The organism is Geodermatophilus sp. SYSU D00814 (assembly GCF_054050055.1).
Window position 1 is genome coordinate 91,407 of sequence record NZ_JBJGYP010000015.1, and the last position, 22,017, is coordinate 113,423.

Annotated in this window: 23 protein-coding genes; 4 read left to right on the forward strand and 19 right to left on the reverse strand. The window is 76.5% G+C overall.

The features are described from left to right. Positions 1-6: 6 nt before the first annotated feature. The gene (locus ACI780_RS13570; protein ID WP_456872271.1) at positions 7-765 is read right to left on the reverse strand and encodes an SDR family NAD(P)-dependent oxidoreductase; all 759 of its coding nucleotides are present in this window, start codon (positions 763-765) and stop codon (positions 7-9) included. A 120-nt stretch (positions 766-885) separates the two neighbouring features. On the opposite strand from ACI780_RS13570, the gene ACI780_RS13575 reads away from it, so the two are divergent. Beyond that, entirely contained in the window at positions 886-1,782 is an 897-nt protein-coding gene (locus ACI780_RS13575; RefSeq protein ID WP_456872270.1) for a polysaccharide deacetylase family protein, read from the forward strand. Positions 1,783-1,788: 6 nt separating this feature from the next. Here ACI780_RS13575 and ACI780_RS13580 read toward each other — a convergent pair whose 3' ends face one another. The 3 genes from ACI780_RS13580 to ACI780_RS13590 form a co-directional block, all read right to left on the reverse strand. Then, a complete protein-coding gene (locus tag ACI780_RS13580; RefSeq protein WP_457003474.1) occupies positions 1,789-2,829 on the reverse strand; it encodes a heparan-alpha-glucosaminide N-acetyltransferase domain-containing protein in 1,041 nt (346 codons plus the stop codon). 18 nt (positions 2,830-2,847) lie between these two features. Next, the gene (locus ACI780_RS13585) at positions 2,848-3,591 is read right to left on the reverse strand and encodes a DUF5995 family protein (protein WP_457003476.1); all 744 of its coding nucleotides are present in this window, start codon (positions 3,589-3,591) and stop codon (positions 2,848-2,850) included. A 73-nt stretch (positions 3,592-3,664) separates the two neighbouring features. After that, complete coding sequence (locus ACI780_RS13590; RefSeq protein WP_456872267.1) at positions 3,665-4,240, reverse strand: TetR/AcrR family transcriptional regulator; 576 nt, start codon at positions 4,238-4,240, stop codon at positions 3,665-3,667. A gap of 90 nt (positions 4,241-4,330) precedes the next feature. Between ACI780_RS13590 and ACI780_RS13595 the strand changes: the two genes are divergently transcribed. Next, positions 4,331-5,203, forward strand: coding sequence for an SDR family NAD(P)-dependent oxidoreductase (locus tag ACI780_RS13595; RefSeq protein WP_456872266.1), 873 nt, complete (start codon positions 4,331-4,333; stop codon positions 5,201-5,203). A gap of 49 nt (positions 5,204-5,252) precedes the next feature. Here the strand turns inward: ACI780_RS13595 and ACI780_RS13600 are convergent, their stop codons facing one another. Next, a complete protein-coding gene (locus ACI780_RS13600) occupies positions 5,253-5,720 on the reverse strand; it encodes a hypothetical protein (RefSeq protein WP_457003479.1) in 468 nt (155 codons plus the stop codon). Between the two features lie 258 nt (positions 5,721-5,978). Then, entirely contained in the window at positions 5,979-7,916 is a 1,938-nt protein-coding gene (locus ACI780_RS13605; protein WP_457003481.1) for a PucR family transcriptional regulator, read from the reverse strand. Between the two features lie 267 nt (positions 7,917-8,183). On the opposite strand from ACI780_RS13605, the gene ACI780_RS13610 reads away from it, so the two are divergent. Continuing rightward, entirely contained in the window at positions 8,184-9,173 is a 990-nt protein-coding gene (locus ACI780_RS13610) for a DUF2877 domain-containing protein (protein ID WP_456872263.1), read from the forward strand. 76 nt (positions 9,174-9,249) lie between these two features. Here the strand turns inward: ACI780_RS13610 and ACI780_RS13615 are convergent, their stop codons facing one another. The 9 genes from ACI780_RS13615 to rpe all read right to left on the reverse strand — a co-directional run bounded on the left by ACI780_RS13615 (position 9,250) and on the right by rpe (position 15,998). Then, positions 9,250-10,065 (reverse strand): DUF899 family protein, encoded by an 816-nt coding sequence (locus tag ACI780_RS13615; protein WP_457003483.1) that lies wholly within the window; start codon positions 10,063-10,065, stop codon positions 9,250-9,252. 95 nt (positions 10,066-10,160) lie between these two features. Further along, complete coding sequence (locus ACI780_RS13620; RefSeq protein ID WP_457003485.1) at positions 10,161-10,607, reverse strand: SSI family serine proteinase inhibitor; 447 nt, start codon at positions 10,605-10,607, stop codon at positions 10,161-10,163. Next, positions 10,604-11,470 (reverse strand): ATP phosphoribosyltransferase, encoded by an 867-nt coding sequence (hisG, locus tag ACI780_RS13625; RefSeq protein WP_456872260.1) that lies wholly within the window; start codon positions 11,468-11,470, stop codon positions 10,604-10,606. Before hisG ends, ACI780_RS13620 begins: the two co-directional genes overlap by 4 nt. A gap of 31 nt (positions 11,471-11,501) precedes the next feature. After that, positions 11,502-11,765: a phosphoribosyl-ATP diphosphatase gene (locus ACI780_RS13630; protein WP_457003487.1), complete on the reverse strand. Its 264-nt coding sequence runs from the start codon at positions 11,763-11,765 to the stop codon at positions 11,502-11,504. Further along, entirely contained in the window at positions 11,762-12,289 is a 528-nt protein-coding gene (gene ribH, locus ACI780_RS13635; RefSeq protein ID WP_456872258.1) for a 6,7-dimethyl-8-ribityllumazine synthase, read from the reverse strand. Before ribH ends, ACI780_RS13630 begins: the two co-directional genes overlap by 4 nt. After that, entirely contained in the window at positions 12,286-13,632 is a 1,347-nt protein-coding gene (locus ACI780_RS13640) for a bifunctional 3,4-dihydroxy-2-butanone-4-phosphate synthase/GTP cyclohydrolase II (RefSeq protein WP_457003489.1), read from the reverse strand. The genes ribH and ACI780_RS13640 overlap by 4 nt, the downstream gene beginning before the upstream one ends. Further along, positions 13,629-14,264 (reverse strand): riboflavin synthase, encoded by a 636-nt coding sequence (locus tag ACI780_RS13645; protein WP_456872256.1) that lies wholly within the window; start codon positions 14,262-14,264, stop codon positions 13,629-13,631. Before ACI780_RS13645 ends, ACI780_RS13640 begins: the two co-directional genes overlap by 4 nt. A 1-nt stretch (position 14,265) precedes the next feature. Beyond that, on the reverse strand, positions 14,266-15,327 hold the full coding sequence (gene ribD, locus ACI780_RS13650) for a bifunctional diaminohydroxyphosphoribosylaminopyrimidine deaminase/5-amino-6-(5-phosphoribosylamino)uracil reductase RibD (protein WP_457003491.1): 1,062 nt from the start codon (positions 15,325-15,327) through the stop codon (positions 14,266-14,268). Continuing rightward, complete coding sequence (gene rpe / locus ACI780_RS13655; RefSeq protein WP_456872254.1) at positions 15,324-15,998, reverse strand: ribulose-phosphate 3-epimerase; 675 nt, start codon at positions 15,996-15,998, stop codon at positions 15,324-15,326. Before rpe ends, ribD begins: the two co-directional genes overlap by 4 nt. A 210-nt stretch (positions 15,999-16,208) precedes the next feature. Between rpe and ACI780_RS13660 the strand changes: the two genes are divergently transcribed. Then, on the forward strand, positions 16,209-18,473 hold the full coding sequence (locus tag ACI780_RS13660; protein WP_457003494.1) for an immune inhibitor A domain-containing protein: 2,265 nt from the start codon (positions 16,209-16,211) through the stop codon (positions 18,471-18,473). Between the two features lie 52 nt (positions 18,474-18,525). On the opposite strand, the gene ACI780_RS13665 is transcribed toward ACI780_RS13660, so the two are convergent. From ACI780_RS13665 to def, 4 genes are read right to left on the reverse strand one after another with little or no spacing between them, the layout of a single operon-like run. Continuing rightward, entirely contained in the window at positions 18,526-19,050 is a 525-nt protein-coding gene (locus tag ACI780_RS13665; protein ID WP_456872252.1) for a hypothetical protein, read from the reverse strand. Between the two features lie 52 nt (positions 19,051-19,102). Beyond that, on the reverse strand, positions 19,103-20,512 hold the full coding sequence (locus tag ACI780_RS13670) for an RsmB/NOP family class I SAM-dependent RNA methyltransferase (protein WP_457003496.1): 1,410 nt from the start codon (positions 20,510-20,512) through the stop codon (positions 19,103-19,105). Then, entirely contained in the window at positions 20,509-21,486 is a 978-nt protein-coding gene (gene fmt, locus ACI780_RS13675; RefSeq protein ID WP_457003498.1) for a methionyl-tRNA formyltransferase, read from the reverse strand. Before fmt ends, ACI780_RS13670 begins: the two co-directional genes overlap by 4 nt. Then, positions 21,435-21,968, reverse strand: coding sequence for a peptide deformylase (gene def, locus ACI780_RS13680; protein ID WP_457003500.1), 534 nt, complete (start codon positions 21,966-21,968; stop codon positions 21,435-21,437). The genes fmt and def overlap by 52 nt, the downstream gene beginning before the upstream one ends. Between the last annotated feature and the right edge of the window lie 49 nt (positions 21,969-22,017).

A 22,017-nucleotide genomic window follows, 5' to 3' on the forward strand; every position in this document is an offset into this window, starting at 1 on the left:
GGGAGCTCAGCGCTCCTGGTCGGTGGGCCGGACGAGGACCTCGTTGACCGCCACGTGCCGCGGCTGGCTGACGACGTAGACGATCGCGCGGGCGACGTCCTCGGCCTGCAGCGGCGTCATCCCGCCGACCATCTGCTGCGTGGCCGCCTTCGCCTCTGGCTGGGTGATGTGGTCGGTGAGCTCGGTGGCCACCGCCCCCGGCTCGACCAGCGAGACGCGCACCCCGCGGGTGGTCACCTCCTGGCGCAGCGACTCGCTGAACGCGTTCACCGCCCACTTGCTGGCGTTGTAGACGCCGGCGCCCCTCCGCGCGGTGCGCCCGGCCACGCTGGAGACGTTCACGACGTCGCCGGAGCCCTGCTCCAGCATGCCGTCGATCGCCGCGTGCGTCGTGTACATCAGGCCCAGCACGTTGGTCGAGACCATCCGCCGCCAGTCCTCGACGTCGGCGCCGACGATGGTGCCCAGCAGCATCACGCCGGCGTTGTTCACCAGGACGTCCAGGCCGCCGAGGTCCGCCCGGGTGCGCGTGACGGCGTCGCGGCAGGACGCCTCGTCGGTGACGTCGAGGTCGAGGGCCAGCACGCGCGCGCCCTCGCCGCGCAGCCGCTCGGCCAGCGCGGCGAGGCGGTCGGCGCGGCGGGCGCCGACCGCGACGGCGGCACCGGCCCGGGCGAGCGCGACCGCCGTCGCCTCGCCGATCCCCGACGACGCCCCGGTGACCAGGGCGACCCTCCCGGACAGTGGTCGGCCGGCGTCGGTCATGCGGTCCTCCTCCCGCGCCGCGGGTGCGGCACCGTGGACAGCCTGCGGCCGCCGGCGTGATCCGGCAGCGCGAGGACGTGCGGCTTCCCAGGGCCCCGCCACCGGGTCTAGACCGTTCCCATGACGACGAGGCGAGGGTTCCTGCTGGGGGCCGGGGCGGGCGCGGCCGGCCTGGCGGTGGGCGCGACGGGCGCCGCGCTGGTCACCACCGGCGACGACGACGCGCGGCGCCGGGCGACCGCGAGTGCCGAGAAGCGCTTCTTCGAGGCCGCCGGCGCCGCCGACGAGGGTGAGGGGGTGGCCCGGCTCGGCACCCGCCGGGTCGTCTGGAACACCACGGTGACCGAGCCGGTCGCCGCGATCACCTTCGACGACGGCCCGACGCCGGAGTACACCCCGCGCATCCTCGACGCGCTGGACGAGGCGGGGCTGACCGCGACGTTCAACGTCATGGGCTGGAACGGCGTCCACCACCCCGAGGTGCTGCGCGACGTGGTGGCCGCGGGGCACGAGATCGGCAACCACACCTGGACCCACCGCGACCTCACCACGCTCACCCAGGAGCAGACCAAGGAGGAGATGGTCCGCTGCAAGGACGAGATCGAGGCCCTGCTCGGGCAGCCGTTCACCAGCTTCCGGCCCCCGCGCGGGGAGCTCACCGGCTACGCGCTGCGCATCGCCGCCGAGCTCGGCTACGACACCTACATCTGGTCGGTCACCCGCGGCCCCGGCGACAAGAAGGAGGTCACCGAGATCGAGGACTACATGGGCCAGACGGTCCAGGCCGGCGACGTCCTGGGCCTGCACGACGGCATCGGCCGCGGCACCTTCGACCCCGAGGCGGCCTTCGCGGTGGCGCTGGCGCAGCGGCGGGAGCTGGAGGTGGCGGCGCTGCCGACGGCGCTGCGGCAGATCGCCGACCGCGGGATCACCCTGGTGAGCGCGAACCGGCTGCTCGAGCGCAGCGTGCCCGAGCCGATCGGCGGCAGCCCGCCACCCGCGCCGGACGGCGACTGAGCGGGGTCAGACCCGGACGACGATCCCGCGGCGCAGCAGCGCGGCGCACAGCGCCCACACGACCGTGATCGAGAGCACCGGGTAGAGCCAGGCGGACACGACCGCGCCGGCGACCGAGGTCACCCAGTCGTCGACCGCGGGCTGGACCGCGTGCGACAGGACCGCCCGGAACACGATCTCGGAGAACACGAACGCCACGACGGCGTTGACCCCGAGCACCTCCAGCGGCCGGAAGGGGCGGACGACGCCGCGCACGTCGACCAGCCAGTGCAGCGCGGCCAGCGCGAACAGCGCGATCCCGCCGGTGACGAGGACGAACGACGGCGACCACAGCCGCTTGTTGAGCGCGACGGGGGGCGCGAGGGCCAGGCCGGCGACGACGAGCGCGGTGCCGCCCGCGGCCAGCCGGGTGAGGGCCGCCCGCCCCGGGTCGGAGGCCAGCACCCGCCCGGCCAGCACGCCGAGGAAGACGGTGACGGCGCTGCCGAGGTAGGAGTGCGGCGCCTCGGCGGAGAAGGACACCCCGATCGCGGCGTCCACGGTCCGCCCCCACGACCGGTCCGGCCCCCCGCCGAGGGTGACCGTCAGGACGCTCAACGTGGCCAGCAGCCCCGCGGCGACGGGTACCTGCGCCGGGCGGGGCAGCCGCAGCAGCAGCCAGCACAGCAGGTAGGCGCCGGCGATGTGCCCGAGCACGCCCACCCCGGCGGTGAGCGACCAGTACTTCGCGGCGACCACCAGCCAGCCGAGGGCGGCCAGCCGCAGCACCCGGCGCAGCGCCTGCCGCGGCTGCTGGGCCCGCCGCGAGAAGGGCACCGACACGCCCACGACCAGCAGGAAGACGGGGAAGACGACGTCGGCCACGCGCAGCCCGTCCCAGGCGGCGTGCTCGAGCTGGTCGGGGATCGCCGCGTTGCCGCGGTTGTCGACGAGCAGCATCCCGACGACGGCGAGCCCGCGCAGCACGTCGACCCCGCGCAGCCGGAGCCGCGGGCGCTGCGGCGGCGCGCCGACCTCCGGAGGGGAGGCCCCCGGGCCGGTCGTCACGCTTCCACGATAGGGGGATCAGTCCTCCGGCAGGAGGACGCCGAAGCCGCGGACGGCCAGCCGCAGCAGCACCGGCCCGGACCGACGCAGGTCGGCCACCCGGGCGGCGCTGACCGCCTCGAGCTGGGCCTCCCGGCGGGCGTAGGCGTCGGCGCCCTGCAGCCGCGCTGCGTGCAGCGCCAGGGTGTTGGACCACACCTTACGCCGCGACTCCCGCAGCACCACGCGGACGGCGGTGCGGTTGGCCCCGCCCATGACGCGGTCGAGCAGGGTGCGCCGGCTGCCCTCCGCCGCCAGCGCCCGGTCCTCCTCGCCCACCCGGCCGACGAGGACCTCGTCGATGCACTCGTGGTCGCGGCGGCGGCTGTCCAGCAGCGGCGGGTCGGCGAAGTCGGCCGGGCCGATCACCCGCATCAGCGACCGGGGCAGGTCGTAGTTGATGTGCGCGTTCATGCCCAGCAGCACGTGGCCCTCGGGCCGGGTCCCCTCGCCGGTCCCGAACGCCGCCCGCCACGGCGCCGGCGCGGTCGCCGGGTCGCGGCGGTACGCCTCGAGGGCGTCGAGGTAGAGACCGGCGAAGTCGACGTCCCAGTCGGTGACCCAGTCCGGGTCCTCGAACCGCCCGGCGTCGATCGCCGCGCCGACGGCCTGCGTGGTGCGCAGGTACGTGCCGAGGAAGTGCCGCGCGGGATCGCCCTCCGCGGCCAGCCCGTCGAGCAGCCGCTGCATGCGGTCGATGAGCTCGTCCACCGGCGCCGTCACGCCCGCGATGGTGCCGCGCGACGGCCGGCTCCGCAGGCCGGCTCGCAGGCCGGCTCCCCGGTCGGCGCCCCGGTCAGAGCTCGAGCAGGCCGGGGAGCCGGTCGAGCGCGGCGGTGAGCAGCGCGGGCAGGTCGCCAGCGGCGCCGGTGAGCCAGTCGGCCTGCGCCACCTCGAAGCACCCGAGCGCCAGCTTGGCCAGCAGCAGCGCGTCGCCGGCCGGGACGCCCCGGGCGGTCAGCCCGTCGGCCAGCGCCGACTCCCACCGCCGGTGCTTGGCTGCGGCCCGGGCGGCCAGCGCCGGCACCGTGGCGACCACCTGCTCGCGGGTCAGCAGCACGTCCCGCAGCGGGGCCACCTGCTCGGCGATCCGCACCGCGGCCGTCCGCAGCGCCGCCCACGGCGGCAGCTCCGGCGGCACGTCGGCGACGGCGGCCGAGGCGGCGGCGAGCAGGTCGTCCTCGAGCCCGAAGAGCAGGTCCTCCTTGTCGGCGAAGAGCCGGAACAGGGTGCTGCGCGAGAGGTCGGCCGCCGCGGCGACCTGCTCGGTGCTGGTGGCGCCGTAGCCCTGGGCGGCGAACAGCGCGACGGCGCGGCGGGTCACCTCGGCCCGCGTGCGGCGGCGCCGGCGCTGCGCGGCGGTCTCGGTCACGCCGCCATCTTGACACGTCGTCCCGATCTGGCACAGAGTCCCACATCGGGACGCCGTCCCGGATCCTCCTCTCCCACCGCAGGAGCCGTCGTGGACAGGACCCGCACCGCACTGGTCACCGGCGCCACCTCCGGGCTGGGCCGGGTCACCGCCGGCCTGCTCGCCGCCACGCCGGGCTGGCGGGTGCTGCTCGGCGTCCGCGACGTCGCCCGGGGACGGCAGGTGGCCGCCACCCTCGGCCCGGGGACGGGCGTGGTGGAGCTGGACCTGGCCTCGCTGGCCTCCGTTCGCGCGGCCGCCGGCGAGATCACCGACCGGGGGCCGCTCGACGTCCTCGTGCTCAACGCCGGCGTCCAGGTGCGCAGCACCGGGACCGCCTCCGCCGACGGGTACGAGCTCACCTTCGCGGTCAACCACCTCGGCAACCACCTGCTCACCCGGCTGCTGCTGCCGCACCTGGCGCCGGGCGGCCGGGTCGTGGTGCTCAGCAGCGGCACCCACTTCGGCACGCTGCGGAAGTCCGGGCCCTACCCCCGGCCGCGCTGGGAGTCGCCGCGGGTGCTGGCCACCCCCCGCCCGGGGTCGGGTCAGGTGGCCTACGCGACGTCGAAGCTGGCCACCGTCTACTTCACCCGGGAGCTGGCCCGCCGCTGCCCCGACGTCGACGCCGTCGCCGTCGACCCCGGCCTGGTGCCGGCCACCGGCCTGGCCCGCGACTACCCGCTCTGGGCCCGGGCGGTGTACCGCACGCTGACCCCGCTGCTCGAGCGGCTCCCGGGGGCGCAGACGCCCGGGCAGGCCGCCGCCCAGCTCGCGGCGGTGGTCACCGGTCCGGACGGGACCAGCGGCCGTTACGTCGAGCGCGGCGTCGAGGCGCCCTCCTCTCCGGAGAGCCGCGACCCCGCCCGGGCGCGCGAGCTGTGGGACGTCAGCGACGAGTTGGTCGGGCTGGCGGCCCGCTGACCGCGACGCCCAGGGCCCGTCCTGCGGACCGGCTGAGCGTGGCGTCCTCCTACGGGTCGATGCGCTCGTAGGACAGCTGCAGGTCGTCCTCCCAGGGGCCGCCGTCGTGCGACATGGTCCCCCTCCCGTCGAGTCGGCTGCCGTCGCCGGAGACGGTGAGCACCATGCGCTGGGCGAAGCCCGCCTCGTCGCGGTGCCACGACACCTCGCCGTCGCCCACCTCGACGGTGTACCGGCGGGAGACGCCCCGCTCGTCGGCGTACATCATCGTGAGGGTGCCGGCGGCGTCGTCCGAGCCGATCACCGCCACGGCGCTGGGGACCTCCGGCTCGTCCATCTCCGAGCGCACCACCACGAAGGCGCCGCCCTCGTGCCAGGCGAAGGACGTGCGGCCGTGGAAGGTCGTCCCCGGCACGAGGGGGTGCGTCCCGGTCGTGCGCCAGTCGCCCAGGAGCGGCGCCAGCGGCTCGAGTGCCGGGTTGCGGCGCTGCGCCTCGGAGCCGATCGGGGTCGTCATCTGCAGGAGTGTCGCAGCGCAGGGTCCACTCGGGGAGCCGGGTGCACCGAGGGACGGAGGCGTTCCCGCGGGGACGCCCCACCTCCGGATCGGGCGCGTCGACGGAACTCCGTGCACCCGGGGCCGGACGGTGTGCGCCGAGGGGCGGGTCACGAGGCCGGGACGTGCGCGTCTCCGCACGTCGTCCGTCAGCAGCCCGTCCCTGGATCCGCCGCCACGGGCGGGTGCCCGGGGCGGGCGAGATCCGCAGGACAGCGCCTAGACGAGGGCGTCGAAGCCGTCGTCGGGCGGGAGCAGGCCGGCGTCGACCGGCGGCCGGTGCGGCTGGTCGAGGCCGCGCATCCGGGCCGCGTGCAGCGCCAGCAGCAGGTTCAGCCGCAGCGTCGGGTCGGTGGTGAAGGGCCCCAGCAGCCGCTCGAGCTTGCCGATGCGGTAGCGCATCGTGTTGTAGTGGAAGTGCAGCCGGCGGGCGGACTCGGCGACGTTGAGGTTGGTCTCCAGCAGCACCCGCAGCGTCTCGCGCAGGTCGGCGGAGTCGGGGTCGGCGGCGTCGGCGAGCGAGCCGAGCACCTCGTCGACGTAGCTGCGCAGCTCGGTGCTGTCGGGGATGAGCGACAGCAGCCGGAACACGCCGAGCTGGTCGAAGTGGGTGACGGTGGCCGGGCCGTGGATCTCCTGGCCGACGCCGAGCGCCCGCTGCGCCTGCTGGTAGGCCTCGCCCAGCGCCGACAGCGACCCCGCCGGGCGGCCGATGCCGGTGGCCAGCACCCGGCCCACCCGCCGGACCCGGGCGTTGACCCGGCTGGTGACCGCGGTGACCAGCGCGGTGATCTCCTCGGGCGTGCGGCCGTCGAGCGGCAGCACGGTGACGATCTCGGTGGACAGCCCCGCCACCGCGGCCCCGGAGACCTCCGACTCCAGCGCGGCCCGCCAGCCGTCGGCCAGCCGGTCGAGGACGTCGAGGGCGCGGGTGGGGTCGGCGGCGGGGTCGGCGGCGGTCTCGGTGGCCGTCACCAGCACCACGACCGGGCCGTCGAGGCGCCAGCCGAAGGACCGGGTCTGGGCCAGCGCGCGCTCGGTGTGCCGCAGCGACCCGGCGACCAGCCGGCGGACCAGGTCGCCCTGGAACCGCAGCTCCACCGAGTGCACGGCCTGCTGCCGGATGACCGACAGCGCCGAGACGACGGCGGCCCGCTCGAGGACACCCCCGGCGCCGACCACCATCTGCCCGGTGCGGTGCACCGCGACCAGCCAGCCGTGCCGCTGCTCGCCGGCCATGATCGGCGCGACGGCGTACTCCCCCACCCCGCCGGGCAGCTCGTGGTGGCCCGGGACGAGCAGGATGCCGTCGGCCGGGGACAGGTCGGCGTCGGCGAGCACGTCGGCGGGGGTGACGACGGTCTGGTCGGCGCGCACGCCCGACAGGCGGTTGGCCGGCGCCATCATCGCCAGCTCGTCCTCGGCCTCGGCGTCGAGCAGCCACAGCCAGTCGCTGATCTCGATGACGTCCTCCGGCGGCCCGGCGCTGGTGACGATCTCGCGGTCGGGGCCCAGCCCCAGCACCGCGGCGCCCTCCAGGTAGGTGGCCAGCCGGTCGGTGACCTCGGCCAGGCCGCCGCCGCTGAGCGCGACGTCGATGAACTGGTCGTGCATGCGGGCGGAGAGGGTGAGCGCCTCGCCCTGCTTGCGCACGACCGCGCCGAGCACCTCCGACACCGCCTCGTCCATGCGCACGGTCGGCGGCAGCGCGAGCACCGGCAGCCCGCGGCGCTCGGCCTCGGTGAGCACCTCGGCGGGCACGGCCGGCGGCCCCTCGGTCCGGCGGTAGGCCAGCGCCGCGGTGCCGGCCTGGTCGAGCCGGTCGACCAGCGCCCGGGCGTCGGCGGCGTCGGCCGGGGGCAGCCGGGCGCCGAGGACGACGACGACGTCGGGACCGGCGGTGGCCAGCGGGACCGCGGGGTCGTCGACCACCATGTGCCGCACCACCCGGTCCAGGCCCGAGCGGCCGGTGACGACCTCGGTCCCGGTGAGGCGGGGCAGCCGCAGGGCCTCGTCGAGCCGCAGGCCGACGCGGTCGCGCCACTCGTGCCGCGGGGTCGCCGCCCGCGCCGCCCCGGCGGACTGCCATCCGCGCGGGAACGACATCGGTGCGGTCGGGTAGGACCCGGAGGCCATCGAGACCTCACCCTGCGTCACGACTCGCCCTCCTAGTGGCCCGATGGTGTTCTCGAGTTGCTGGAACCTGGCAGGTGTGCCTGGACGGCACCCCCCATTCTTGGCCACATTCGCCATACGAGGACGTGCGACTCGCCGCTTAGCTTCGAAGCCGGCCAGTACCCGTCCGCTGGATGGTAGGCGGTCACCGATCCCGGTGCCCTCCCGCCTCCAGCGGTGGGACCGGCTCCGTGGGAGGACTCGAGCGGAGGGTCGCTCCCATTGTCCCGACGGGGAAGGACGAAGCGGATGCGCACCATCGACCACACCACCGGCGGCGCCGGCACGGAACGGGGACGCGCGGCCCGCGCCGGTGTCCCCCTGATCCCGCTCCCGCGCGCATCGGTCCAGGAGACGCTGCGGACGGCGTCGCCGGCCCGCCCCGCCTCCGCCGTCCCGTCCTCGGCCAGCACCGGGGTGGCCGACCTGCTGCGCGGTCCGGTGCGCCCGGCCCGCGTGCTGATGAGCGCCCCGGCGGCGGTCTACCTGCAGGTCCCCACCGACCGCGGCAGCGACGTCGTCGGCGTGCTGACCAGCGACGCCGCCCGGCTGCCGCTGGGCTGCGTGCTGTTCCGGCCGAGCAACGGCCGCCCGCTGGTCTCGCTGCCCAGCGGCGCCCCCGCCGAGGTGGGCGGCGGCCGCATCGTCGTCGGCGACCTGGTGGTGCGCGCCGCGGCGTGGTGGGACCCGCGGCCCCGGCTGCCCAGCCCGCGGCCGGCCCTGCTGCCCGAGGGCGTGCGCCAGCTGCGCACCACCCTCTACGGCGAGGGCGTGCCGCACAGCGCCTTCACCCTGCCCGGCCTGCCCGCCGGTCCCGGCGGGCCGCTGGCCGCGCTGCGCGGCGCGGTCCGCCGCGCCGACCTCGACGCGGCGCTGCGCACCGCGGCCCGGCTGGTGGGTCTCGGCCCCGGCCTGACCCCGGCCGGCGACGACGTCATGGCCGGCACCATGGCCGGCCTGGTGCTGCTCGGGCACCCGGCCGCCGAGCGGTTCGCCGCCGGCGTCTACTCCCTGGCCGCCGGCCGCACGACCGAGCTGTCGCGGGCGCTGCTGCGCCACGCGGCGGCCGGGCGGGTCAGCGGCGAGTACGCCGCGGTCCTGCAGGGCCTGGTCGGCGAGCGGCCGCTGGGCCCGGCGATCGAGGGCCTGCTGGCCACCGGCTCGACCAGTGGCCGGGCCATGGCGCTGGGCCTGTGCACCGCGATCGACCTGGTCGACCGCACCACGCGGGTGCGCTGACCCCACCGGCACCGACGACGGCGGCCCCCTCCCCACCCGGGGAGGGGGCCGCCGTCGCGTGCGGGCACCGGCCGCCTCAGCCGTGCCCGCCGTGGCGGCCGAGGGTCTGCTCGGGAGTCGCGCCGGGTCGGGTCCACTGCGGCACGGGGCGGCTGGTGGGACCCCAGGTGGCGTTCCCGTCGGCGTCGGAGCGCCAGTACCAGCAGATCGGCGCGCCGTGCCCGCCGACCGGTGAGCCGACCCGGGGCGGCTCGGGCCAGCCCTCGGGGACGTCCTCCCACCCCTCGCGGCGGCCGTAGGGCGTCATGTCGAGCAGGCCGAGGGTCCCGTCGGCCGGCTCGTTGCCCCGGCCGGTGGTGGAGTAGGTGAGGAAGGCCCGGTCGCCGTCGCGCAGGTAGCAGACGAGGTGCCCCTCCTCCGTGGCGATCCGCTCCTCCACGCCCCGCACCGAGTACCAGGGCTGGGTGTAGCCCATGAACTCGACGTACGGGGCCACCTCGTCCCACGCCCCCGAGGTCAGGACGGCGGAGGAGACGCCGCGGGCGTTGAGGTAGACGGCGTCCCGGAGGTGCCAGAGGTTGAAGGTGCAGCCCTCGCACTGCCCCTGGTGCGGCGTGCCGTCGTACCACATCGAGTGGTAGACGACGAGCTCGTCGCGGCCCTGGAACAGGTCGAGGAACGGGACCGGGCCGCCGGGTCCGGTGACCTCGACGGTCGCCTCGACCTCGACCATCGGCAGCCGGCGGCGGGCCGCGGCGATCGCGTCGCCCTCGCGGGTGTGGGCCTTCTCGCGGACCAGCAGCTCGTCGCGGGCGGCCTGCCAGGTGGCCCGGTCGACGACGGGCGGGCGGCCGGGCAGGTCGGTGGTCGGGTGGTCCGGGGTGGTCGTCACGGTGCCCTCCGGGGGTCTCGTGCCGGACGGCGTCCGGCGAGGGTCACCAGGAGGGACCCACCGCCCGGCCGGAACTCATCGCGGCCGGGGCGCGCTCAGTCCGGCAGCGGGTCGCCGGCGCCGACCGGACCGGGCAGCAGCGGGCCCAGGGCGTCCCACTGCGCGATCCGGCAGCCGTCGGTCCGCGACAGGTCGAGGTCGACCGGGGCGCCGCCCCAGGTGCCGGTGACGCGGGCGGTCTGCGGCCCGCCGTGGACCTCGGTGCAGGCGACGTCGTCGGGCAGCGGCGCGAACGGGTCCTCGAGGCCGGCCAGGTGCGCGCAGGCCGCCGCCGGGTCGGGGTGGTCCCCGCCGGGGGCGTCCCCGCAGGTGAGCGTGTACCGCGCGGCGGACGCCCCGTCGCCCGGGTCGACCTCGACGAGCAGCTCGTCGGCCGGCGGCCGGGTCGCCGCGCCCGGTCCGGTGGGCCCGCTCCCCCGGTCGGCGCAGCCGGCCGCGAGCAGCGCGGCCGCCAGGACCAGGGGTGCGCGGCGGCACCTCACAAGCGGCAGGCGTGGATGCTGGTGACCAGGATGGCGCGCGCGCCCAGCTCCCAGAGCTCGTCCATGACCCGGTTGGTGTCGCTCTGCCGCACCATCGCCCGCACCGCCGACCAGTCCGGGGTCTGCAGCGGGCTGACCGTCGGCCCCTCGAGGCCCGGGGTGAGCGCGGTGGCGCGCTCGAGCAGCTCGTTGGGGCAGTCGTAGTCGAGCATCACGTACTGCCGGGCGACCAGCACCCCGCGCAGCCGGCGGCGCAGCTGGGCGACGGCGGGGACCTCCTCGGCGCCCTCGCGGCCGACGAGCACCGCCTCGCTGGTCAGCAGCGGCTCGCCGATGATCCGCAGGCCCGCGGCGCGCAGCGTCGTCCCGGTCTCGACGACGTCGCAGACCGCGTCGGCCACCCCGAGCCGGCAGGCGGTCTCCACCGCGCCGTCGAGCCGGACCACGCCGGCCTTGATGCCCTGCTCCTGCAGGTGGTGCTGCAGCAGCACCGGGTAGGCGGTGGCGATGCGCCGGCCGGCGAGCTGCTCGACGGAGTCGATGCCGGACTCGACGGGGCTGGCGAACCGGAAGGAGGACCGGCCGAACCCCAGCGGCATCACCTCGACGGCGGCCGGGCCCTCGCCGTCGGCCGGGGTGGTCTCCAGCAGCATGTCGCGGCCGGTGATGCCGACGTCGAGGGTGCCGGATGCGACGTAGACGGCGATGTCGCGCGGGCGCAGGTAGAAGAACTCGGTGTCGCTGTCGGGGTCGTAGACGGCGAGGTCCTTGGTGCTGCGCCGCTGGCGGTAGCCGCTCTCGGCGAGCATCGCGGCCGCGGGCTCGCTGAGGACGCCCTTGTTGGGCACGGCGACACGCAGCACGACGGGACTCCTGGGAGGTTCGGGGGTGCGGTTACAGGTGGGTGTAGACGTCGTCGAGGGTCAGCCCGCAGGCGAGCATGAGGACCTGCACCCGGTAGAGCAGCTGGCTGATCTCCTCCGCCGTCCGCTCGGGGCCCTCGTGCTCGGCGGCCATCCAGGACTCCGCGGCCTCCTCGACCACCTTCTTCCCGGCGGCGTGCACGCCGTCGCGGACGGCGGTGACGGTGCCCGAGGCGGGGTCGCCAGCGGCGACCTTCGCCGACAGCTCGTCGAACAGCGCGTCGAACGTCTTCACGCCCGCCCCTGCCCGGCGGCCGGGGTGACCTGGAAGCCGGTGGTGTGCCGCGGCCCGCGCAGGTCGCGGAGGGTGAGCGCGGTGGCCAGCGCGGCGACCGCGGCCTCCCAGCCCTTGTCCTCGGCCGAGCCGGGCAGCCCGGCACGGTCGCGGGCCTGCTGCTCGGTGTCGCAGGTCAGCACGCCGTTGCCGACCGGCCGGCCGGCGTCGAGCGCCACCCGGGTCAGGCCCGCGGTGACCGCGTCGCAGACGTACTCGAAGTGCGGCGTGCCGCCGCGGATGACGACCCCGAGGGCGACGACGGCGTCATGCCGCTCGGCGAGTGCCTGGGCGACGACGGGCAGCTCCACGGCACCGGGCGCGCGGACGACGGTCGGCTCGGGGACCCCGCTGGCGCGGGCGGCCGCGACGGCGCGGGCGAGCAGGCTGTCGGTGATCTCGGCGTGCCAGGTGGTGGCGACGATGCCGAGGGAGAGCCCGGCGGCGTCGACCGCTCCCGCCTCGGGCCGGCCCTGACCGCTCACAGCCGCTGCTCCTGCTGCCCCAGCGGCACGTCGGTGCCCGGGACGGTGGCCGGGCTCGCGACCGGGCCCGGGGCCGGGCTGGCGACCGGGACGTCGGCCGGGCCGGACTCGGTCTCGGGCTCGATGATGTCGAGCAGGTGCCCCATCCGGTCGCGCTTGGTGCGCAGGTAGGACAGGTTCTCCGCGGTCACGTGGCTGGGCAGCGGCACCCGGCCGGTGATCTTCAGGCCGTAGCCCTCGAGGCCGGCGCGCTTGGCCGGGTTGTTGGTCAGCAGCCGCATGGTGTGCACGCCGAGGTCGACGAGGATCTGCGCGCCGGTGCCGTAGTCGCGGGCGTCGGCGGGCAGCCCCAGGTCGAGGTTGGCGTCGACGGTGTCCACGCCGGCGTCCTGCAGCTGGTAGGCCTGCAGCTTGTGCAGCAGGCCGATGCCCCGGCCCTCGTGCCCGCGGATGTAGAGCACGACCCCGCGGCCCTCCTGGGCGACGGCGGCCAGCGCCGCCTGCAACTGGGGGCCGCAGTCGCAGCGCAGCGAGCCGAAGACGTCGCCGGTGAGGCACTCGGAGTGCACCCGCACCAGCACGTCCTCGCCGTCGCCGACGTCGCCGTAGACGAAGGCGACGTGCTCGCGGTCGTCGTAGGAGCTGCGGTAGCCGACGGCGGTGAAGGTGCCCGGCGCCAGCGGCACGGTGGCCTCGGCGACCCGCTCGACGAGCTTGTCGAAGCGCTTGCGGTAGGCGATGAGGTCGGCGATGGAGATCAGGCACAGGTCGTGCTCGTCGGCGAAGACCCGCAGCTCCTCGGCGCGGGCCATGCCGGTCGGGTCCTTCTCGCTGACCAGCTCGCACAGCGTGCCCGAGGGCCGCAGCCCGGCGAGCACGGCGAGGTCGACGGCGGCCTCGGTGTGCCCGGGCCGGCGCAGCACGCCGCCGTCCTTCGCGCGCAGCGGCACGATGTGCCCGGGCCGGGCGAGGTCGGCCGAGGAGGTCTGGGCGTCGGCGAGCAGCCGGATGGTGTGCGCGCGGTCGGCGGCGGAGATGCCGGTGGTCACGCCCTCGCGGGCGTCGACGGTGACGGTGTAGGCGGTGCCGCGGCGGTCCTGGTTGACCCGGAACATCGGCGGGAGGTCGAGCCGGTCGGCGTCGGCCTCGGTCACCGAGACGCAGATGTAGCCCGAGGTGTAGCGGACCATGAACGCCACGAGCTCGGGGGTGGCGAGCTCGGAGGCGAAGATGAGGTCGCCCTCGTTCTCGCGGTCCTCGTCGTCGATGACGACGACGGGGCGGCCGTCCTTGACCGCGGCGATCGCGCTCTCGACGGTGTCCAGGCGGACCGTTCCGGTCATCGGCGTGCTCCCAGCAGGCGTTCCACGTACTTGGCGATCACGTCGACCTCCAGGTTGACCGGGTCCCCCGGGGCGCGGCCGCCCAGCGTGGTCTCGCGCAGGGTGGCGGGGATGAGGCTCACCTCGAACCACGGCTCGGGGTCGTCGGCGGCGCTGAGCGCGCTGACCGTGAGCGAGACGCCGTCGACGGTGATCGAGCCCTTCTCCACGACGTAGCGGGCCAGCTGCCGCGGCACGGCCACGCGCACGACGTCCCAGTGCTCCCCGGGCGTGCGCGAGAGCACCGTGCCGACGCCGTCGACGTGGCCCTGGACGATGTGCCCGCCCAGGCGGGTGGTGGCGCTGACCGCCCGCTCGAGGTTGACCGGGTCGCCGCCGGCCAGCCCGCCGAGGCTGCTGCGCCGCAGCGTCTCGGCCATGACGTCGGTGGACCACACGGCGGCGCCGTCGCCGTCGGGCTCGACGCCGGTGACGGTGAGGCAGACGCCGTTGACCGCGATGGAGTCGCCGAGGGAGACGTCCTCGAGCACGCGGCGGGCGCGGATGCGCAGCACCGCGGCGTCGCCCCGGGGTCCGCCGAGGTCCTCGCGCACGACGAGGGTGCCGACCTCCTCGACGATGCCTGTGAACACCTCAGTCCTCTCCGTCCGCCTGACGCCCGACACCAGTGTGCCGGGTGGGCCGCAGGCGCACCTGCACGTCCTCGCCCAGGACGGTGACGTCCCGCACGCGCAGGTCCAGCGCCGCGCCGACCGTCGTGATTCCCAGGTCCCCCACCAGCGAGGGACCGGCGCCGAGCAGCTTGGGCGCGAGGTGGACGACGGCCTCGTCGACCAGCCCGGCGCGCAGGAACGCGGCGGCCAGCGTGGGGCCGCCCTCGAGCAGCACCCGCCGGACGTCGCGGTCGAACAGCTCGGCGAGCAGCTCGGCCGGCCCGGCGGCGCGGCTGACCAGGGTCGGCGCGGCGCCGTCGAGGACCCGGGCGGTCGCCGGCAGCCGGCCGCGCCGGTCGTGCACCACGCGCAGCGGCTGCCGGGGCAGGTCGCGGCCCTCGGCGTCGCGGACGGTGAGCTGCGGGTCGTCGGCCAGGGCGGTGCCCGACCCGACGACGACGGCGTCGCAGGTGGCGCGCAGCGCGTGCACCGCGGCGCGGGCGACCGGCCCGGTGATCCAGCGGCTGGTGCCGTCGGCGGCGGCGACCCGGCCGTCGAGGGTGGCGCCGGCCTTCCAGACGACGAACGGCCGGCCCTCGCGGACGCCGGTCAGCCACGCGGCCAGCGCGCCCTCCTCCGCGGCCTGCCGCTCGACGCCGAGCTCGACGTCGACCCCGCCGGCGAGCAGCCGCTGCGCGCCGCCGACCGCGAGCTGCGTGGGCTCGGGCACCGCGACGACGACGCGGGCCACACCGGCGGCCAGCAGCGCGTCGGCGCAGGGGCCGGTGCGGCCGGTGTGCGCGCACGGCTCGAGGGTGACGACGGCGGTGCCGCCGCGGGCCCGCTCGCCGGCCTGCGCCAGCGCGCGCACCTCGGCGTGCGGCCCGCCGGGCGGGGAGGTGGCGCCCTCCCCCACCACCGCGCCGGCCGCGTCGAGGACGACGGCGCCGACGGCGGGGTTGGGGCTGGTGGTGCCGAGGACGGACGCGCCGAGCTCGCGCGCCCGGCTCATGGCGGCCGACTCGGCCGGGGTCACGCTCACCCGGCGACGGCCGCGGCCGCCTGCGCCCGGAGCCCGGCGATGGCGCGGGCGGGGTCGTCGGCGCCGTAGACGGCCGAGCCCGCGACGAAGACGTCGGCGCCCGCCTCGGCGGCCTGCTCGATGGTGTCGGCGTTGACGCCGCCGTCGACCTCGACCAGCAGCGTGAGGTGGCCGGTGTCGACCAGCTCGCGGGCGCGGCGGACCTTGGGCAGCACCTCGGCGATGAACGCCTGCCCGCCGAAGCCGGGCTCGACGGTCATGACCAGCAGCGTGTCGAACTCGCGCAGGACGTCCTCGTAGCGCTCCAGCGGGGTGCCGGGCTTGATCGCCAGGCCGGCCAGGGCGCCGGCGGCACGCAGGTCGCGGGCGACGTCGCGCGGGTCCCCGGTGCAGGCCTCGGCGTGCACGGTGACGTTGCGGGCGCCGAGCTCGGCGTAGCCGGGGGCCCAGCGCTCGGGCGCCTCGATCATCAGGTGGCAGTCCAGCGGGACGGGGCTGACCCGCGCGATGGCCTCGACCACCGGGCCGCCCAGGGTCAGGTTGGGCACGAAGTGGGCGTCCATGACGTCGACGTGCAGCCAGTCGGCGTCGGCCACGCGGGCCACCTCGTCGGCCAGCCGGGCGAAGTCCGCGGACAGCAGGCTGGGGGCGATCATCGGGGTCCGGGCCACGCCGTCCGAGTCTAGGTGCGGGCCGATCACCGGCCCGCCGGGCCCGGTCGGACCCCGTCAACGGACCGCGCCGTCTCGTTTGTCACGGCTTGGTCACGGTCTGTCGACATGTCTCCCTCCGCTACCTAGCGTCAGCCCGGGCTGCCCGAGCGTGACCCTCGGTGGTTCCCCACCGGCGGTCGGCGGCCCTCGTCCGACAAGGGAGACGGTTTGACGAAGAGAGCTCTGCCCCTGGTCGTGGGTGCCGCGCTGGTCGTGGCCCTGCCCGCGACCGCGAGCGCGGCACCACCCCCGGAGGACCCCGGCGCGGCCCCCGCCCGGGCGCACGACCTGCCCCACCCGCTCGGCGACAAGCAGCGCGAGCTGCGCGAGCAGGCCCTCGAGGAGGTCCTCTCCGGCGAGGCCACGCCGTCCGGGGACAACAGGGTGGTCGAGGTCGCGCGCGGCCAGTACGTCGAGCTGGCCCAGGAGGACAGCGACGCGATCTGGACCGTGCTCGGCGAGTTCGGCGACCTGTCGCACAACGCGATCCCGCAGCCGGACCGCAGCGTGGACAACACCACCATCTGGGCGCAGGACTTCTCGCAGGCCCACTACGACGAGATGCTCTACTCGTCGGCCGCCGGCGTGAACTCCGTCGCGAACTACTACGAGGAGCTGTCCTCGGGCCGCTACACCGTGACCGGCGAGGTCGAGGACTGGGTCACCGTCGACGACCACCCGGCGTCCTACTACGGCGAGGGCGGCGACGGCCGGCGTCCGTGGGAGTTCGTCAACGAGTCGGTGAACACCTGGTACGCCGACCAGCTGGCGGCGGGCCGGACGGCCGAGGAGATCGACGGGTACCTCGCGCAGTTCGACGTCTGGGACCGCTACGACCACGACGCCGACGGCGACTTCGACGAGCCCGACGGCTACATCGACCACTTCCAGGCCGTGCACGCGGGCATGGGCGAGGAGGTCGGCGGCGGCGCCCTCGGTGCCGACGCCATCTGGAGCCACCGCTGGTACAACCAGACCACCCGCGTCGGGGCCGGCGGCCCGACCGTCGACGGCGAGGTGAACCCGCTCGGCGGCACCCGGGTCGGCGGGTCGCGGTTCTGGATCGGGGACTACACGATCGAGCCGGAGAACGGCGGCGTCGGCGTCTTCGCCCACGAGTTCGGCCACGACCTCGGCCTGCCCGACCTCTACGACACCTCCGGCAACAGCGGCGGCGCGGAGAACAGCACCGCGTTCTGGACGCTGATGTCCTCGGGCTCCTACGGCAACAGCGGCGAGCCCGCCGACGGCATCGGCACCCGGCCCACCCACATGGGCGCGTGGGAGAAGATCCAGCTGGGCTGGCTGGACCCCCAGGTGGTGCGGTCGGGGACCACGGCCAACGTGAAGCTCGGCCCGGCCACGGCGACCACCAAGCAGGCGCAGGCGCTGGTCGTCGTGCTGCCCGACCGCGAGGTCACCACGACCATCGGCACGCCGTTCGAGGGCCCGGACTTCTGGTACTCGGGCGCCGGTGACGACCTCGACAACACGATGCTGACCGCGCTGCCCGCCGGTGCCGCGACGCTCACCGCGAAGGTGGAGTACCAGATCGAGCAGGACTGGGACTACGCCTACGCCGTCTACACCACCGACGGCGGGAAGACGTTCACCTCGCTGCCGACGAACCGGTCGACGACCACCGACCCCAACGGCCAGAACGCCGGTCAGGGCATCACCGGCAGCACCGGCGGCCAGTGGGTCGACCTGTCCGCCTCGCTGGCCGGCGTCCCGGCCGGTGCCCAGGTGGGCTTCCGCTACTGGACCGACGGCGCGGCCACCGAGCCGGGCCTGCAGGTGGACGCGGTCGCGGTCGACGGCACCGCGGTGACCGACTGGGCCCTCGACGGGTTCACCGTCTCCACCGGCACGGCGACGCAGTCGTTCTTCAACGCCTACATCGCCGAGAACCGGGCCTACACCGGCTACGACGCCGGCCTGCGCACCGGGCCGTACAACTTCGGCGACCCGGAGCACCCGGACTGGGCCGAGCGGCTGCCGTACCAGGACGGCCTGCTGATCAGCTACTGGAACACCCAGTACGCGGACAACAACGTCGGCGCCCACCCGGGTGCCGGGCTGATCCTGCCGGTGGACGCCCACCCGGGGCTGCTGTACGAGCCGACCGACGACGAGGCCGACGCCGCCGCCGGTGAGAGCTGGCGGCCGCGGATCCAGTCGCACGACGCCACCTTCGGGCGGCAGGCGACCGACCGGATCACGCTGCACGACCCGGACTCCGGGGTGGCCGGCAGCTACGGCGGGCTGCCCGCCGTGCCGACCTTCGACGACACGCAGGACTGGTACGTGGCCCCGGGTGAGCAGCCCGACGCCAACGGCTGGAGCGGCGTGGACGTGCCGAGGACCGGCACCCGGATCACCGTGGTGAGCACCAGCGCGCACGACGGGTTCATGCAGGTGCGGGTGAACTGACCCGCAGCAGGACGGACGGCCCCCCGGCGCACGCCGGGGGGCCGTTCCGCACTCAGGCGGGGGCCCGGTCCCGGTCGGGCAGCGCCACCCACTCCGCCCAGGTGAGGTCCCGGCCGACGTACCGGGGTGCCCGCAGCGGCCAGTCGGCGGCCAGCCAGCGCGGCACGAACGCGTCCAGCGCCGCCTCGACCTCGCTGCCGACCAGCCGGTCGACGACCCACCAGGAGACCTCGGCGTCGGCGTCGCCGGCCTTGGTCGGCGGGTCGATGTACAGGCAGCCGAGCAGCTCGGCCTCGTCCTCCTCGAACAGGCCGTAGAGGAAGCTCTCGTGCGCCTCGATCTCGCGCTCGTGGTGGGCCAGGTCCTCGCGGTCCTGCTCGGGGGTCATGTGCGCCGGCGGCCAGCCCCACGCCTCGCCGTAGATCCCCCACAGCCGCTCGCGCGAGCCCATGACGGCCGGGAAGTCGATCTCGGTGTCGGCCGGGCCCATCGGCCGCAGGTGCTGGCCGGTGGGCAGGTCGGCCCGGAGGGGGTGGGCGAAGTCGTCGGGGAGCCAGGTGCTGGAGGGTGCGGACACGGCGGGGCACGCTAGGCGACGACGGCGGCGCGCGACACCCCCGCCGGCGCGGTCAGCGGGTGCGGCGGAGCAGGGCCAGGAACATCGCGTCGGTGCCGTGCCGGTGCGGCCACAGCTGCCCGTACCGGCCGCGCTCGACCCCGGGCACCCCGGGGAACAGCGGCGCCACCGGGAGCACCTCGACGTCGTCGCGCGCGGCCGCGGCGTCGGCGACCGCGACGGTCTCGGCGGCGTGCGGCGAGCAGGTCACGTAGGCGACCACCCCGCCGGGCCGCACGGAGGCCAGCGCCGCGTCCAGCAGCGCCGTCTGCAGGTCGACCAGCGGGCCGACGTCGCCGGGCGTGCGCCGCCAGCGCACCTCCGGGCGGCGGCGCAGTGCGCCCAGCCCGGTGCACGGCGCGTCGAGCAGCACCCGGTCGAAGGAGCCCGGCGCCCACGGCGGCTCCCGCCCGTCGGCCACGAGCACCTCGACGTCGTCCTCGCCGGCCAGGGCGCCGCGGACCAGCTCGGCGCGGTGCGGCGCGCGGTCGGCGGCGGTGAGGTGCACCCCGGCCGGGCGGACGGCGGCCAGCAGCCCCGCCTTGCCGCCGGGGCCGGCGCACACGTCCAGCCAGCGCGCGTCGGGACCCTCCAGCGGGGCGCGGGCGAGCAGCAGCGCGGCGAGCTGGCTGCCCTCGTCCTGCACCGCGGCCGTGCCGGCGCGCACCGACGGCAGCCGCCCGGGGTCGCCCCCGCCGAGGCGCACCGCGTACGGCGACCACGGGCCCGGCGTTCCCCCGGACTCCGCCGCGAGCGCGTCCCGGGCCACGTGGCGGGCGACCAGGTGCACCTCGGGGGCGGCGTCGTCGGCGAGCAGGGCGTCCTCGAGCTCGGCGTCCCCGGCCTCGTCACTGCCGCCGAGGGCCTCGCGCCAGGCGGCCACGATCCACTGCGGGTGGTCGGTGGCCAGGCCCAGGCGCCGGTCGCCGTCGGCGTCCAGCCGCGCCAGCCACGCGGCCCGGTCGCCGCCGGCGGCCACCTTGCGCAGGACGGCGTTGGCCAGCCCGGACGCGCCGGACCCGACGATCGCGCGGACGAGGTCGACGGTGGTGGCGACGGCGGCGTGCGCGGGCACCCGCAGGTCGAGCAGCTGGTAGGCGCCCAGGCGCAGCAGGTCGAGCAGCCGGCGGTCGAGCGCGTCGAGCGGGCGGTCGACCAGCCCGGCGAGGACGGCGTCGAGGGTGCCCTGCGCGCGCAGCGCGCCGTAGGCGAGCTGGGTGGCGAAGGCGGCGTCGCGGGGCTCGAGGTCGCGCTCGCGCAGCAGCTGGGGCAGCAGCAGGTTGGCGTAGGCCTCCCGCGCGGAGACGCCGTCGAGGACGTCGTAGGCGGTGAGCCGGGCGCCGTCGAGGGGTGCCCGGCGGGGCGGGCGGCGGTCGCGCCGGCCGCCGCGGGGACCGGCCGGGCGCCGGGGCGGGCCGCTCACGTCCCGAACCGCTCCCCCGGCCGCGGGCGGGCGCCGCGCGCCCAGTCGGCGGCCGGCTGCACCCGCTTGCCGGCCGGCTGCACCTCGCCGAGCCGCACGGCGCCGCGGCCGGTGCCGACGACGACGCCGCCCCGGTCCACCGCCACCTCACCCGGCGCCGGTGCGGGCGCGTCCGGCAGCGGCTCCACCGGACCGAGCCGGAGCCGGTCGCCGCGCCAGGTGGTCCAGGCGCCCGGCGCCGGGGTCACCCCGCGCACCCGCCGGTCGACGACGTGCGCCGGCAGGCCCCAGTCGACCTCGGCGTCGGCGGTCTCGATCCGCGGGGCCAGGCTGACGCCGTCGGCCGGCTGCGGGCGCGGCTGCAGGGTGCCGGCCTCGATGCCGTCGAGGGTGGCCACCAGCAGCCGGGCGCCGCTGACGGCGAGCCGGCCGAGCAGGTCACCGGCGGTGTCGCGCGGGCCGATCGGCTCGGTGACCACGCCGAACACCGGCCCGGTGTCGAGGCCCTGCTCGAGGCGGAAGGTGCAGGCGCCGGTGACCTCGTCCCCGGCCATGACCGCGTGCTGCACGGGCGCGGCGCCCCGCCAGGCCGGCAGCAGCGAGAAGTGCAGGTTGACCCACCCGTGCCGGGGCAGGTCGAGGGCGGCCGGCGGCACCAGCGCGCCGTAGGCGACCACCGGCGCGCAGTCGACGGCGAGGTCGGCCAGCTGCGCGAGGAACTCCGGCTCGCGCGGCGAGCGGGGCTGCAGCACCGGCACGCCGGCGGCGTCGGCGCGCGCGGCGACCGGGGAGCGGCTCAGCGTCCGGCCGCGGCCCGAGCGGGCGTCGGGCCGGGTGAGGACGGCGGCGACCTCGTGGCCGGAGGCGAGCAGCGCGTCGAGGGAGGGGACGGCCGCCTCGGGCGTCCCGGCGAAGAGCAGCCTCAGTGGGGGCTCACCTCCACCCGCGGGACCCAGGCGGCCATGTCCCTCCACTCGGCCTCGGCCAGCGCGGCGAGGGCGACGGCGCGGGCCCCGGGGTCGAGCCGGTCGACGAACACGACGCCGTCGAGGTGGTCGACCTCGTGCTGCACCGCGCGGGCGAGCAGGTCCGAGCCCTCGACGCGGACCGGGTCGCCGTGCTGGTTCCAGCCGGTGGCGACCACGTGCAGGTGGCGGCGGCAGTCGAAGCGGTACCCGGGGATGGACAGGCAGCCCTCGGGCGCCTCCTCCGTCTCGTCGCCGACCAGGTCGAGCGAGGGGTTGACCAGGTGGCCGACCTCGCCGTCGACGTACCAGGTGAACACCCGCAGGCCGACGCCGATCTGCGGCGCGGCCAGGCCCGCTCCCCCGGCGGCGTGCATGGTCTCGGTCAGGTCGGTGACCAGCCGCCGCAGCTCGGCGTCGAAGTCGACGACGGGCGCCGCGGGCCGGTGCAGGACCGGGTCGCCGAGCAGCCGGATGGGGGTGACGCTCACCGGTCCAGCGTAGGTGGCGCCCTCCGCGCACTTCCGCGGAAGTGCCCGG

Excerpts from the sequence above, each read along its gene's own strand:
- ACI780_RS13570 (WP_456872271.1), bottom strand. The coding sequence starts at position 765 with ATGACCGACGCCGGCCGACCACTGTCCGGGAGGGTCGCCCTGGTCACC.
- ACI780_RS13600 (WP_457003479.1), bottom strand. The coding sequence starts at position 5,720 with ATGACGACCCCGATCGGCTCCGAGGCGCAGCGCCGCAACCCGGCACTC.
- ACI780_RS13575 (WP_456872270.1), top strand. The coding sequence starts at position 886 with ATGACGACGAGGCGAGGGTTCCTGCTGGGGGCCGGGGCGGGCGCGGCC.
- ACI780_RS13640 (WP_457003489.1), bottom strand. The coding sequence starts at position 13,632 with ATGACCGGAACGGTCCGCCTGGACACCGTCGAGAGCGCGATCGCCGCG.
- ACI780_RS13610 (WP_456872263.1), top strand. The coding sequence starts at position 8,184 with ATGCGCACCATCGACCACACCACCGGCGGCGCCGGCACGGAACGGGGA.